We start from the raw sequence: 13,985 nt of genomic DNA on the forward strand, positions 1-13,985 counted from the left end.
TGAGTACTGCTCAGCATTCCGCGGCGCGCCGGAGATCTCCGATATCCACGGAGCCTTCGCCATGTCTTCCGACACGCTCGCCAAAGCCGCACCGGCCCCTCCTCAAGATCCTCCACCCGATGTCCCGCGCATCGTGCCGCAGCGGCGCGCCGGGCAGTGGGTGGCCGCCGCCGTCGTCCTCGTGCTTCTCGGGGTCGTCGTCAACTCGGTCGTACGCAATGAAGCGTTCCAGTGGGACACCGTCGGCGACTACTTCACCTCGGCGTCCGTACTGCGCGGCCTCTGGCTCACGCTCTGGCTGACCGCTGTCGTCATGGTCCTCGGCTTCGCGCTCGGCTCGGTGCTCGCCCTGGGACGCCTCTCGTCCAACCCCGTGCTGCGGGGCGTCAGTTGGGGCTACGTCTGGCTCTTCAGGTCGATGCCGATCCTGGTGCAGCTGCTGTTCTGGTTCAACATCGGGGCGCTGTACCCGTACCTCTTCGGCGTGAAGACGGTGAACCTGCTCGGGCCGATCACCATCGCCGTCATCGGCCTCACCCTGCACGAGGCCGCGTACGCCGCCGAGGTGGTGCGCGGCGGCATCCTCTCCGTCGACCGGGGGCAGATCGAGGCCGCGCAGGCGCTCGGGCTCAGCCAGTGGCGCCGGTGGCGGCGGATCGTGCTTCCGCAGGCCATGCGCTCCATCGTGCCGCCGGCGGGGAACATGCTGATCGGCACGCTCAAGGGCACGTCGATCGTCAGCGTGATCGCGGTGCAGGACCTCCTGTACTCCGTGCAGCTCGTCTATCACCGCACCTATCAGGTCATCCCGCTGCTCCTGGTCGCCACCATCTGGTACGTCGTGATCACCTCGCTCCTGAGCGTCGGCCAGTACTACGTGGAGCGGCACTACGCGCGCGGTTCGGAGCGCACCCGATGACGCACCCGATGAGCGTGACGGAGCGCGAGCCAGTCGGGGATGTCGCGAAGGACGACGACTTCGGCGCCCTGAAGGTGATCCCCGTGCGCCATCCCTGGCGCTGGGTGGCCGTCGTCGTGACGGCCGTCCTCGTGGCGCAGTTCGCGCACGGGCTCGCCACCAACTCCGGCTGGGAATGGGAGGTTTTCGCCGAGTTCTTCACCGCCGACGTGATCCTCGACGCGGTCTGGGTCACCCTCCAGCTCACCTTCTACGGCACGGCTCTCGGCTTCGCGCTCGGCATCGTGATCGCCTTCATGCGGCTCTCGGCGAGCCCGTTCCTGAAGGCGGTGGCCTTCGCCTACATCTGGGCGTTCCGGTCGATCCCACTCATCGTGCAGCTGCTGTTCTGGTTCAACCTGGCCTATCTGTACAAGGAGTTGCAGTTCGGGATCCCCTTCGGTCCCGGCTTCTTCTCCTTCGACACGATGGGGCTCGTCGGCGCGATGAGCGCGGCCGTCCTCGGCCTCGCACTGCATCAGGCCGCGTACGCCGCCGAGATCGTGCGGGCAGGTGTACTGGCCGTCGACAGCGGCCAGTTGGAGGCGGCGGCCGCTCTCGGCATTCCCCGGATCCGGCAGATCCGCCGCATCGTCCTGCCACAGGCGATGCGCTCGATCCTGCCTAACGCGGCCAACGAGATCATCTCCCTCTTCAAGGGCACATCGATCGTCTCCGTGATGGCGATCGGCGAGCTCTTCTACCAGGTGCAGGTCATCTACGGCCGCAACGGCCGCGTCGTACCGCTCCTGATGGTCGCCACCGCCTGGTACGTCCTGCTCACCACGGCCCTCTCCGTCCTCCAGCACTACGTCGAACGCCACTTCTCAAAGGGGGCATCGCGATGAGCGCGATGGTCGAACTCCGGTCCGTGCACAAGTCCTTCGGGACCCTGGAAGTTCTGCGAGGTCTCGATCTGGAGGTGCACAAGGGCGAGGTCACCGTCATCCTCGGCCCCTCCGGATCCGGCAAGTCCACACTCCTGCGGGCCATCAACCACCTGGAGAAGGTGGACAAGGGCTGGATCAGCGTCGACGGCGCGCTCGTCGGCTACCGGCGCTCCGGCGACAAGCTGTACGAGCTGCGCGAACGTGAGGTGCTCAAGCAGCGCACCCAGATCGGCTTCGTCTTCCAGAACTTCAATCTCTTCCCGCATCTGACGGTCCTGGAGAACATCGTCGAGGCGCCGGTCTCGGCACTGAAGCGGCCCCGCAAGGAAGCCGTGGCGGACGCCGGGACCCTGCTCGACCGGGTCGGCCTCGCCGACAAGGCGGACGCGTACCCCAAGCAGCTGTCCGGCGGCCAGCAGCAGCGCGTCGCCATCGCCCGCGCGCTCGCCGTCGAGCCGAAGCTGCTGCTCTTCGACGAGCCGACGTCGGCCCTCGACCCCGAGCTTGTCGGTGAAGTGCTCGACGTCATCAAGGACTTGGCGGGCCAGGGCACCACGATGATCGTCGTCACCCACGAGATCGGCTTCGCGCGTGAGGTCGCCGACACGGTCGTCTTCATGGACGAAGGGCTCATCGTCGAGCAGGGCGCCCCCGGAGACGTACTGGACCGGCCGCAGCACGAGCGCACCCGCGCGTTTCTCTCCAAGGTTCTCTAGCCCAGGTCCGCAAGACCAAGATTCTCCAGGAGCTCCCGATGTTTTCCCGACGTACCCTCACCGCCTCCGTCGCCGTCCTGGCCATCGCGCCCCTGCTCAGCGCCTGCGGCGGGGACAGCGACGCCGCGACCGGTGGAGGAGCGCCCGGCACCAAGAAGGTCGGTGGCATCAACATCGGGCCCGACCAGAACCGTGTACGCGGCAAGAAGGCCGACGCCATCGCGAAACTCGTGCCGAAAGCGGTGCGCGAGCGCGGCACGCTGCGGCTCGGCGGCGGCGCCGAATCGACCGCGCCGCTCGGCTTCTACGCCACCGACGACAAGACGCGGATCGGTTCCGAGGTCGACATCGCGATCCTGGTCGCCGAGACACTCGGCCTGAAGCCGAAGTTCGAGCAGGTCTCCTGGGAGAACCTCTTCGTCGGCCTGGACAGCGGGAAGTTCGACGGCGTCTTCTCCAACGTCACGGTGACCGAGGAGCGCAAGGAGAAGTACGACTTCGCGACCTACCGCAACGACAACATCGCCTTCGAGGCGCGCAAGGACGCCGGCTGGACGGCGAAGAAGCCGGCGGACGTGGCGGGCAGAACGATCGCGGTCTCATCGGGCACCAACCAGGAGAAGATCCTCGTCGACTGGAGCAAGGCGAACGAGAAGGCCGGGCGCAAGCCGGTCGCCATCAAGTACTTCCAGAAGGACTCCGACTACTACCTGGCCCTCCAGTCGGGGCGCATCGACGCGTATCTCGGCCCGAACCCGTCCGCCGCCTACCACGTCGCGTCGTCGGGACAGACGAAGATCATCGGTACGTTGTCGGGCGGCGGTCCGAGCATTCAGGGCGAGATCGCCGCTACGACGAAGAAGGACAGCGGACTCGTCGACGCGTATGCCGCGGCGCTCAACCACGTGATCAAGGACGGCAGTTACGCGAAGGTCCTCAAGCGGTGGGGGCTTTCGAGCGAGGCCGTGAAGTCGTCGCAGATCAACCCCAAGGGCCTGCCCAAGCAGTAGGGAGCTGTGCAGGAAGCCGTAAGAGGATGCCCATATATCTGCATGGAAGGGTTGATCACATGACGACGGACGCATCGACGGACGCATCGACGGACGCGGTACGCGACTGGAAGCACTGGCACGAGCAGCGGACGGAGACGGTGTCGGCGACCTACGGCCCGCTCTCCCTCACCGGCACGCACTGGCTCGCGGACCATCCGGACGGATCGCTTCCGGACATCCCCGGGCACTGGGCCGAGGCGGGCGACGAGATCGTCCTGACCGCCGGTGCCGATGACGGGCTCACCCTCGACGGGCAGCCCTTCAGCGGTGAGGCCCGCCTTGTCGCCGACCCCGGTCCTGTCGGCGCGGCCCGCGTCGGGCTCGGTGAGCGCCGCTTCGTCGTGCTGCGGCGCGAAGGGCTCTGGGCGGTACGCGATTTCGACCCCGAATCCGTCACGCGCCGTGCCTTCCAGGGCATCGACGCCACCGAGTACGACACGCGCTGGGCGGTGCCGGGGCGCTTCACGCCGTACGCGGCCGACAGCACGGACAGTGTCGGCAGCGGCGTACGCACCGTCCGGGTCGGCAACGCGGACGGGGTGGAGCGGGGGCTCGGCCTCGGCGGTGAGCTGGCCTTCAAGCTGGCCGGAAAGGACCACACGCTCCAGGTGTCGGTGGAGGGCGACGTTCCCCAAGCTCTCGGCTCCGCTCGAGCAGGGGAGGCCCCAATGTTGTGGGCGGTGTTCGCCGACGCGAGCAGCGGGGTGTCCAGCTACCGGTTCCGGTTCCTGCGGCCCGCCGCGCCGGACGCCGAGGGGCGCACGACCGTCGACTTCAACCGCGCGCTGCTTCCGCCGTGCGCCTTCGCCGACCACTTCCTCTGCCCCTTCCCACCCCCGGGCAACACCCTCGACACCGAGATCGCCGCCGGAGAGCGGAACCTCCTTCGTCGTTGACACGTCAGAACAGAGCCGATGACCCGAGCCCCGGTGGCGTACGAGACGTACGACAGCCACCGGGGCAGGCTGACGTGTATCCGGCTGACGGCCGAAAGGCGCCCTTGTGCGGGCTGCCCCTGGCCCGAATACTCCCGAGCAGCGCTTGTCAGGGGCACGGCGTATCCGGAATCCGGCTTGCCTTTTGCTCATTGGCTGCGCCTCACGGGCCCCAATCCACGCGGGCCCACTGACTTCCCCCCGGGAGGAACAACAAGTGAGGAACAAGCGCACCACCCCCCGCAGCGGCATAGCGAGACGTACTCGTCTGCTCGCCGTGGCCACCGGACTCGTGGCTGCCGGCGCGCTCGCCGTCCCCGCTGCGAACGCCAATGACGTCACCACCTTCAGTTCGGCGCAGCTCACCAAGGCGGGCGACGCGGTGCTCGACGCGAATGTCGCGGGCACCGCGTGGAGCGTCGACAAGGCGACCAACCGCCTTGTCGTCACCGCGGACAGCACCGTCTCCAAGGCGGAGCTCGCCAAGATCAAGGAGGCGGCGGGCAGCAACGCGGGCGCCCTCAAGGTCGAGCGCACTCCCGGCAAGTTCAACAAGCTGATCTCGGGCGGCGACGCGATCTACGCGTCCAGCTGGCGCTGCTCGCTCGGCTTCAACGTCCGCAGCGGCAGCACCTACTACTTCGTGACCGCCGGTCACTGCACCGACGGTGCGGGTACCTGGTGGTCCAACTCGGGGCACAGCACGACGATCGGGTCCACGGCGGGGTCCAGCTTCCCGACGAACGACTACGGCCTCGTCAAGTACTCCGGTTCGATCGCCCACCCCGGCACGGTCGGCAGCCAGGACATCACGAGCGCGGGCAACCCGACCGTGAATCAGACCGTCACCCGGCGCGGCTCGACCACCGGCATCCACAGCGGCAAGGTCACCGGCCTGAACGCGACCGTCAACTACGGCGGCGGTGACATCGTCTACGGCATGATCAAGACGACGGTCTGCGCCGAACCCGGCGACAGCGGCGGCCCGCTCTACGCGGGGACGAAGGCACTCGGCCTCACCTCGGGCGGCAGCGGCAACTGCTCATCGGGCGGCACGACCTTCTTCCAGCCGGTCACCGAGGCGCTGAGCGCGTACGGCGTGAGCGTCTACTGATCCACCGATCCATGTACGACTGATCCACTGATCCAAGCACGGCTGATCCACGCGCAATCAGTCTGCAGCCAGCAGCAGGGGAGCCCCCGCCGGGGACACGGGCGGGGGCTCTCCCCTGTCTCCCGTCTCCCTTTGTGCGCTGTGCGGGGTTACCTTCGAAGTGCACGCCCAACACGCCCAATTCGGACCCTGGGGGCCGGCATGGTCGAGGAGCTCGTGACTGCGGGAGTGGCCGTCGGATGTGCTGGAGCGGTCTATGCGATGGCCGCGGCGCGTGTGGTCAAACAGTACGAACGGGGTGTGGTGCTCCGGCTCGGCCGTCTGCAGAGTGCGGTGCGCGGGCCGGGGCTCACGATGATCGTGCCGGGCGTGGACCGGCTCCGTAAGGTGAACATGCAGATCGTGACGATGCCGGTCCCTGCGCAGGACGGCATCACCCGGGACAACGTCACGGTCCGGGTCGACGCGGTCATCTACTTCAAGGTGGTCGACGCGTCCGAGGCCGTCGTGCAGGTGGAGGACTACCGTTTCGCGGTCTCGCAGATGGCCCAGACGTCGCTGCGCTCGATCATCGGCAAGAGCGATCTCGACGACCTGCTCTCCAACCGCGAGAAGCTCAACCAGGGCCTTGAGCTGATGATCGACTCCCCGGCCATCGGCTGGGGCGTACAGATCGACCGCGTCGAGATCAAGGACGTATCGCTGCCGGAGACGATGAAACGGTCGATGGCCCGGCAGGCCGAGGCCGACCGAGAGCGGCGGGCCCGCGTGATCAACGCGGACGCCGAGCTGCAGGCTTCCAAGAAGCTCGCCCAGGCGGCACACGAGATGGCGGACGAACCGGCCGCCCTCCAACTCCGGCTGCTCCAGACCGTGGTGGCGGTCGCCGCCGAGAAGAACTCCACCCTCGTCCTGCCCTTCCCCGTGGAACTACTGCGCTTCCTGGAACGGGCTCAGCCCGCGCCGGCTGCCGCCGTTCTGCCGGAATCCGGTGCGGCGAATTCGGAAGGCGGAGCCCCGGACGCGCCCGGAGCGTCGAAAACAGGACAGGACTAGTCCTTACCCGCTGCCTACCACCCGCTTGCACGCGGTGTTTGCAGCGGAAACCGACGTGGTGAGACCGGCGCAGGTGAAGAGGCAGCGGGCGCACGGTGATTGTCGCGTGCGCGTCCTGAAGTAGACCTTGTGTGCTACCAGGCGGTATCGGGATAGTGGGCCGCACCCTTTGGCATGGACGCGGCTTTCGTAGCGTGTGCGACTCCGTGCCGGTACGCCTTCCGGTCCCCAGGTCCCCACACCGAACGGGCCGACCCCCCACAGGAGGACGTGAGTTGAAGCACCGACGCATATCCAAGCGACGTGCCGCCGTGGCAGGTGCGGGCATCACCGCACTGATCGCCGCCGGAATCACCTTCCAGACTGCGAACGCGAGTGAGAGTGCCCCGACCCCCACGCCGGACACCCTCTCGGTCGCGAAGGCCGGAAAGCTCGCCTCGTCCCTCGGTAAGGATCTCGGCCTCGACGCGGCCGGCACGTACTACGACGCCAAGGCAAAGAACCTCGTCGTGAACGTCCTCGACAAGAGCGCGGCGGACGCCGTCGAGTCGGCGGGCGCCAAGGCGAGAGTCGTCGAGAACTCGCTCGCCGAGCTGAAGAGCGCCCGCTCGACGCTCAGCGACAAGGCGTCCATCCCCGGCACCTCGTGGGCGGTCGACCCGGCCACCAACAAGGTCGTCGTCACGGCGGACCGCACGGTCAAGGGCGCCTCGATGGACAAGCTCGACACGGTCGTGAAGGGGCTCGGCTCCAAGGCCGAACTCAAGCACAGCAAGGGAGAGTTCAAGCCCCTGATCGCGGGCGGCGACGCCATCTGGGGCGACGGCAGCCGCTGCTCGCTCGGCTTCAACGTGGTCAAGGACGGCGCTCCGTACTTCATCACGGCCGGGCACTGCACCGAGGCCGTCAAGAGCTGGTCCGAGGAGCAGGGCGGACCTGTCATCGGTGAGAACGCCGACTCCAGCTTCCCCGACAACGACTACGGCCTGGTCAAGTACACGGGCGACACCGCGCACCCCAGCGAGGTGGACCTCTACAACGGCTCGACCCAGGCCATCGCCAAGGCGGGCGACGCGACCGTCGGCCAGAAGGTGCAGCGCAGTGGCTCGACCACGCAGGTGCACGACGGCACGGTCAAGGGCCTCGACGCCACCGTGAACTACGGCAACGGCGATGTCGTCAACGGTCTCATCCAGACCGACGTCTGCGCCGAGCCCGGCGACAGTGGCGGCGCGCTCTTCGCGGGTGACACCGCGCTCGGTCTCACCTCGGGTGGCAGCGGTGACTGCTCGGCCGGCGGGGAGACGTTCTTCCAGCCCGTTCCCGAGGCGCTGAGCGCCTTCGGCGCGGAGATCGGCTGAGGTAGGAGTGCCCCCGGCGGGGGGCAGCAGGATTGAGGGCCGGTCCACCAAGGGTGGACCGGCCCTTTCCGCGCTGTGGCATCCGGGGTGTGCCCCGAAGGGGGCACGGGGAACTGCGCGACCAGCCACTGACGACCCGCAGGTTCGAACTCGGCGCTTCAGACGGTGTCCTCCGCCGGGGGCTTCTGGCCCGGCTGGCGATCTCCCCGCAGTGAGGACATCAGCAGGGTGACGGCGGTCCCCACGACCGCCCACGCGGCAAGCACCAGCATGGGCCCGGTGATCGCGTTGCCCTTGAAATACGCGATCGAGCGCGCCACCCACGTGCCCGCGCCCGGCGGCAGCCACGGCCCGATCTCCTTCCAGAACGGCGGCAGCATCGGCAGCGGGAAGGCGCCGCCCGCGCTCGGGTTGCCCGCGATCACGATGATCAGGACGGCCAGGCCGATACCCACGATGCCGGTCAGCGACTGCAGGGCGAGCGTGATCATGCCGACCCCGAAGACGACGAGTGAGCCCAGGCCCCACAGGCCCATGATGCTGCCGGGCAGGGCGCCGAGGACCGGCCCGATGATGAGCGCGCCGCCCAGGCCGCCCGCGATCGAGTAGAGCGCCATGACGCCGGTCCTGATCAGCGCGCGCGGGGCGTTCGTGGCCCGGGAGCCCGCGCTGATCGCCAGGATCGATGCGCACAGATAGCCGCCGACGCACCAGCCGACGACCAGGTAGAAGGACGAGAGCCCGTCGAAGTCCTTGGTGGACGCCGGGGCCACGTCCACGGTCCTGACCGTCCGCTTCTGGGCTCCGTCCACCTGCGTGGCGATCTTCTCGAGGCCGGTGGCGAGGACGGTGCCGCCGCCCGATGCGACCAGCAGGGTGTCGGTGGTGCCCCGGGGGTCGACGATCAGGGCGCCGTCGATGTCGCGGTCCATGATCTGCTGCCGGGCCGTCGCCTCGTCCTTGACCACGCGGGAGTCGAGCGGCTGACCAGGGAGTTTCCCGAGCTTGTCCGAGGTCTCCTGTGCCGCGGGGCCCGGCGCGACGACTCCGAAGGGCACGTCTTTCGGCTTCGGGTCGTGCAGGGCTCCTACGTAGGAGGCGATGAACAGCAGCTGTAGGGCCAGTACGCCGATGACCAGCAGGGCTGCTCGCGGGGTGACGGCGCTCTTCAACTCATCGGTGAAACTCATGCCCCCACGCTCCGTGGCCCCTGCTGTTCCCGCAGGTGGGCGGGGCCGAATGGGCGAAGTGGGGTGGGGTCGCCACGCGCGTCGAACATACGTGTCGTACGTACGTTCGAAACTTGGTCTATGGTGGAGGCGGGGGATGCGAGGTCGGATCAGTTCAGGGTTTCAGGGGTTACAGGAGGTGCGTGTGCCAGGGTTCACGCATCTGCACACCGCATCCGGGTTCTCCCTGCGATACGGGGCCTCGCACCCGGAGCGGCTCGCCGAGCGCGCCTCCGAGCGGGGCATGGACGCCCTCGCGCTCACCGACCGGGACACCCTCGCGGGAGCCGTCCGGTTCGCCAAGGCCTGCGCGAAGGCGGGGGTGCGGCCGCTGTTCGGGACCGAGCTCGCGGTGAGGGAGCCCACCCCGGCGCGGGGTGAGCGGCGGCGGACCCCGGTGCGCGGAGGCGCCTTCATCGATGAGTCGACCCCGCGCGTGACCTTCCTCGCCCGGGACGGAGCCACGGGCTGGGCGACCCTGTGCCGCCTGGTCACCGCCGCGCACCGGAGCGGCGAAGGGCAGCCCGTGCTTCCGTGGGAGGAGAACCACGGCGACGGCATGACCGTGCTGCTCGGCCCCGCGTCCGACGTGGGGCGCGCGCTCGCCGCCGGGCGCCCCGACCGGGCCGCCCGCCTCATCGCCCCCTGGCGTGAGCGCTACGGAGACGCGCTGCGCCTGGAGTCCGTCTGGCACGGCCGCGAGGGCACGGGTCCCGGCTCGCTCCGCCTCGCCGCCCGCACCGTCGGCTTCGCCGCCGAGCAGGGTGTGCGCCCGGTCCTGAGCAACGCGGTCCGCTACGCCGACGCGGGCATGGGCCCGGTCGCGGATGTCCTCGACGCGGCCCGCCGTCTCGTACCCGTCGACCCGACCAAGGAACTCGACAGTGGCGAGCGGTGGTTGAAGGGCGCGGACGCCATGCTGGGCGCCGCCGAGCGGATCGTGGAGGCGGCCGGTTTCCGCCGCGACACCGCGCACCGCCTCGTCGAGCAGACCCAGACGGCCGCCGCCGAGTGCCTCGTCGACCCCGAGGACGACATCGGCATCGGCTCCGTCCGCTTCCCCGAACCGCACCTCGTCGGCGCCGGGCGCCGCACCGCGCAGCGCGTCCTCGCCTCGCGGGCGGCGGCGGGGATGGTGCTGCGCGGCTATGACTCCCGCCGCTCCCGCCGGGAGTACTGGGAGCGGCTGCACCACGAGCTGGACATCATCGCGTACCACGACTTCGCCTCCTACTTTCTCACCGTTGCCCAAGTGGTTGACGACGTACGCGACTTGGGCATCCGGGTCGCGGCGCGCGGCTCCGGTGCCGGGTCCCTGGTCAACCACCTCATCGGCATCGCGCACGCCGACCCCGTCGAGCACGGGCTGCTCATGGAGCGCTTCCTGTCCACACGGCGGGCGGTCCTCCCCGACATCGACATCGACGTGGAGTCGGCGCGCCGTCTTGAGGTCTACCGCGCGATCATCGGCCGCTTCGGCACCGAGCGGGTCGCGACCGTCGCCATGCCCGAGACCTACCGCGTTCGGCACGCCATCCGCGATGTGGGCGCCGCGCTCTCCATGGACCCGGCCGAGATCGACAAGATCGCCAAGTCCTTCCCGCACATCCGCGCGCGGGACGCCCGCTCGGCGATGGAGGAACTGCCCGAACTCCAGGCGGTTGTGAAGGAGTGGGGCGACCGCGACCGCCTGTGGGACCTTGTCGAGGCCCTGGACGCGCTGCCGCGCGGGGTCGCCATGCATCCGTGCGGGGTGCTGCTCTCCGACGCCTCGCTGCTCGCGCGTACGCCTGTCATGCCCACCAGCGGCGAGGTCCCCCACAGCCTTAAGGGCACGGGAGGTGCCCCCATCCCCATGTCCCAGTTCGACAAGGAGGACGTGGAGGACCTCGGGCTGCTCAAGCTCGATGTGCTCGGCGTGCGGATGCAGTCGGCGATGGCGCACGCGGTGGGGGAGGTCGAGCGGGCCACGGGTGAGCGGGTCGACGTGGACGCGGTGCCGCCGGACGACCCGGCGACGTATCAACTCATCAAGTCCGCCGAGACGTTGGGCTGCTTCCAGATCGAGTCGCCGGGACAGCGGGACCTGGTGGGACGCCTTCAGCCCGCGACCTTCCACGACCTGGTCGTCGACATCTCCCTGTTCCGTCCAGGTCCTGTCGCCGCCGACATGGTGCGGCCCTTCATCGAGGCGAGGCACGGCCGCGCGCCCATCCGCTACCCGCACCCGGATCTGGCGGGACCGCTCCGGGAGACGTACGGCGTCGTCGTCTTCCACGAGCAGATCATCGAGATCGTGGACATCATGACCGGCTGCGGGCGCGACGAGGCGGACCGGGTGCGGCGCGGGCTCTCCGACCCCGATTCGCAGGGGCGGATCCGTTTCTGGTTCGCGCAGCAGGCGGCGGCGAAGGGGTACGACGCCGAGACGATCGGCAGGACGTGGGAGATCATCGAGGCCTTCGGCTCGTACGGCTTCTGCAAGGCGCACGCGGTGGCCTTCGCCGTACCGACGTATCAGTCGGCGTGGCTGAAGGCGCACCATCCGGCCGCGTTCTACGCGGGGCTGCTCACACACGACCCCGGCATGTACCCGAAGCGGCTGCTGCTCGCGGATGCGCGGCGGCGGGGGGTGCCGATCCTTCCGCTGGACGTGAACCGGTCGGCGGTCGCTCATCGTATCGAACTGGTGTCCGAGTCTAGGGGGGCTTGGGGTCTGCGCCTCGCCCTCTCCGACGTCCACGGCATCAGCGAGACGGAGGCGGCGCGGATCGCCGACGCGCAGCCCTATGCCTCGCTCCTGGACTTCTGGGAGCGGGCCAGGCCGAGCAAGCCGCTCGCGCAGCGGCTCGCACAGGTCGGCGCGCTCGACGCGTTCGGCGCCAACCGCCGCGATCTGCAGCTGCACCTGACGGAGTTGCGGCGGGGCTCGCGGGGTTCGCGGAGCTCGCGGGGTCCCTCCGGGGCCCAACTCCCCTTGTCCGGCGGCCGTAACACGGCGCCCGCCGGGCTGCCCGACCTGGACGACGCGGAACGGCTCAGCGCCGAGCTCGGCGTGCTCGGCATGGACTCGTCGCGCCATCTCATGGGCGATTACGCGGAGTTCCTCCAGGAGCTCGGCGTGCTGACGTCCCGCCGACTCCGGGAGGCCGAGCACGGGGCGACCGTGCTGGTCGCGGGTGCCAAGGCGGCGACCCAGACCCCGCCGATCCGCTCCGGGAAGCGAGTCATCTTCACGACCCTGGACGACGGCACGGGCCTGGTGGACCTGGCCTTCTTCGACGACGCCCACGAACGGTGCGCGCACACCGTCTTCCACTCCTGGCTGCTCCTTGTCCGTGGCGTGGTCCAGAGGCGCGGACCGCGCAGCCTCAGCGTGGTCGGCGCGGCGGCGTGGAACCTGGCGGAACTGGTGGAGCTGCGGCAGGAGGGCGGGCTTGACGCGGTGGGGGCGCGGTTGGCGGAGGGGCAGCCGTCCGGCTCATCCGGCTCATCCGGCTCATCCGGTTCCGAGGAGGGGGCTGAAGGTGCCACGGTGGACAACGGGCGCCGGATCAGGATGACCACGGGGTACGAGATGCACCCTTGGGCCGACCTCCAGCCACCGGGGGAACGGGCGGCCACGGGACGGAAGCTGTGGCACCAGAGTCCGGGGAGCGCGGGATGAACGGGGCGCGGCGGGAGCGGGCGGGGGCAGACGTCCTCTACGTCCGCTTCCTCCTCCCGCCCATGTACGAAGCCGCCCTGCCCCAACTGCTCACACTGCTCACCGAGTTCACCCCACGGGTCGAAGCCCTGCCGCCCGACGCCGCGCTCGTCGGTGTGCGGGGAGCGATGCGCTACTTCGGGCGGGACGCGGTCGAGCTGGCCTCGGTGATACGGGTGCGCGCGCTTGCCCTGTACGGGGTGGACTGTGTGATCGGGGCCGGGCCTGGACCGATGCTGGCGAGGATGGCCGCGCGGGGGGCCGTGCCGGGGGTGACCGGGGTCGTCGGGGAAGAGGCCGGGGACGTCGCGGAGTTTCTCGGGGCGAAGCCCGTCGTCGAGTTGCCGGGGGTGGGGCGTGCCACCGCCCGCACCCTCTGCGCGTACGGGCTCGACTCCGTCGGCAAGGTCGCCGCCGCACCGCTGCCCACGCTGCAACGCCTCATCGGTGCCCGCGCCGGCCGCGAGCTGTACGAGAAGGCGCACGGCATCGACCGTACGCACGTCGTGCCCAACGCGGCCGCGCGTTCCATCGCCTCCGAACGCCCCTTCCCCCGCGATGAGCTGGACCCCACACGCCACCGCCGCGCCCTGCTCTCGCTCACCGAGGAACTCGGCGCGCGGATGCGTGGCGAGGATCAGGTGTGCCGCTCCCTCATCCTCACCATGCGGTACGCGGACCGCTCCACGACGACGCGCACCCGCACGCTGTCCGAGCCGACCGCGCACTCCTCCGCGCTGACCGATTCCGCGTACCGGATGTACGAGGCGCTCGGCCTGCAACGGGCCCGGGTGCGCGGCATCTCCCTGCGTGCCGAAGGGCTCGGTCCCGCCGAACACGCCGCCCACCAGCTGATGTTCGACCCGGCGGACGACAAGGCCCGCAGGCTGGAGGCCGCCGCCGACCGGGCCCGCGCCCGCTTCGGCCCCGGCGCGGTGATGCCGGGGACGTTGGCGGCGTAGCCCCCG

Annotated in this window: 11 protein-coding genes; 10 read left to right on the forward strand and 1 reads right to left on the reverse strand. The window is 69.6% G+C overall.

The genetic code is table 11. The features are described from left to right. Positions 1-61 precede the first annotated feature (61 nt). The 8 genes from ACGFSB_RS11420 to ACGFSB_RS11455 all read left to right on the forward strand — a co-directional run bounded on the left by ACGFSB_RS11420 (position 62) and on the right by ACGFSB_RS11455 (position 8,082). Positions 62-919, forward strand: coding sequence for an amino acid ABC transporter permease (locus ACGFSB_RS11420; RefSeq protein WP_393397160.1), 858 nt, complete (start codon positions 62-64; stop codon positions 917-919). A gap of 8 nt (positions 920-927) precedes the next feature. Continuing rightward, positions 928-1,806 carry an amino acid ABC transporter permease gene (locus ACGFSB_RS11425; RefSeq protein ID WP_393398048.1) on the forward strand — a complete coding sequence of 293 codons (879 nt, stop codon included), beginning with the start codon at positions 928-930 and terminating at the stop codon, positions 1,804-1,806. Then, a complete protein-coding gene (locus ACGFSB_RS11430; protein WP_393397162.1) occupies positions 1,803-2,564 on the forward strand; it encodes an amino acid ABC transporter ATP-binding protein in 762 nt (253 codons plus the stop codon). The genes ACGFSB_RS11425 and ACGFSB_RS11430 overlap by 4 nt, the downstream gene beginning before the upstream one ends. Positions 2,565-2,602: 38 nt before the next feature. Beyond that, positions 2,603-3,574 carry an ABC transporter substrate-binding protein gene (locus ACGFSB_RS11435; protein WP_393397164.1) on the forward strand — a complete coding sequence of 324 codons (972 nt, stop codon included), beginning with the start codon at positions 2,603-2,605 and terminating at the stop codon, positions 3,572-3,574. A gap of 59 nt (positions 3,575-3,633) precedes the next feature. Continuing rightward, positions 3,634-4,512 (forward strand): DUF1684 domain-containing protein, encoded by an 879-nt coding sequence (locus tag ACGFSB_RS11440; protein ID WP_393397165.1) that lies wholly within the window; start codon positions 3,634-3,636, stop codon positions 4,510-4,512. A gap of 256 nt (positions 4,513-4,768) precedes the next feature. Then, positions 4,769-5,665: a S1 family peptidase gene (locus ACGFSB_RS11445; RefSeq protein ID WP_393397167.1), complete on the forward strand. Its 897-nt coding sequence runs from the start codon at positions 4,769-4,771 to the stop codon at positions 5,663-5,665. A 201-nt stretch (positions 5,666-5,866) separates the two neighbouring features. Next, positions 5,867-6,721, forward strand: coding sequence for a slipin family protein (locus tag ACGFSB_RS11450; RefSeq protein WP_393397169.1), 855 nt, complete (start codon positions 5,867-5,869; stop codon positions 6,719-6,721). A gap of 275 nt (positions 6,722-6,996) precedes the next feature. Continuing rightward, positions 6,997-8,082 carry a S1 family peptidase gene (locus ACGFSB_RS11455; protein WP_393397171.1) on the forward strand — a complete coding sequence of 362 codons (1,086 nt, stop codon included), beginning with the start codon at positions 6,997-6,999 and terminating at the stop codon, positions 8,080-8,082. 158 nt (positions 8,083-8,240) lie between these two features. Here ACGFSB_RS11455 and ACGFSB_RS11460 read toward each other — a convergent pair whose 3' ends face one another. Then, a complete protein-coding gene (locus ACGFSB_RS11460) occupies positions 8,241-9,272 on the reverse strand; it encodes a DUF3533 domain-containing protein (protein ID WP_393397172.1) in 1,032 nt (343 codons plus the stop codon). 184 nt (positions 9,273-9,456) lie between these two features. Here ACGFSB_RS11460 and ACGFSB_RS11465 point away from each other — a divergent pair, with 184 nt between their 5' ends. Then, positions 9,457-12,978, forward strand: a complete 3,522-nt coding sequence (locus ACGFSB_RS11465) for a DNA polymerase III subunit alpha (protein ID WP_393397174.1) — start codon at positions 9,457-9,459, stop codon at positions 12,976-12,978. Then, on the forward strand, positions 12,975-13,979 hold the full coding sequence (locus ACGFSB_RS11470) for a hypothetical protein (RefSeq protein WP_393397176.1): 1,005 nt from the start codon (positions 12,975-12,977) through the stop codon (positions 13,977-13,979). Before ACGFSB_RS11465 ends, ACGFSB_RS11470 begins: the two co-directional genes overlap by 4 nt. The last annotated feature ends 6 nt before the right edge of the window (positions 13,980-13,985 follow it).

Source organism: Streptomyces sp. NPDC048441 (genome assembly GCF_043200235.1).
GTDB lineage: Bacteria > Actinomycetota > Actinomycetes > Streptomycetales > Streptomycetaceae > Streptomyces.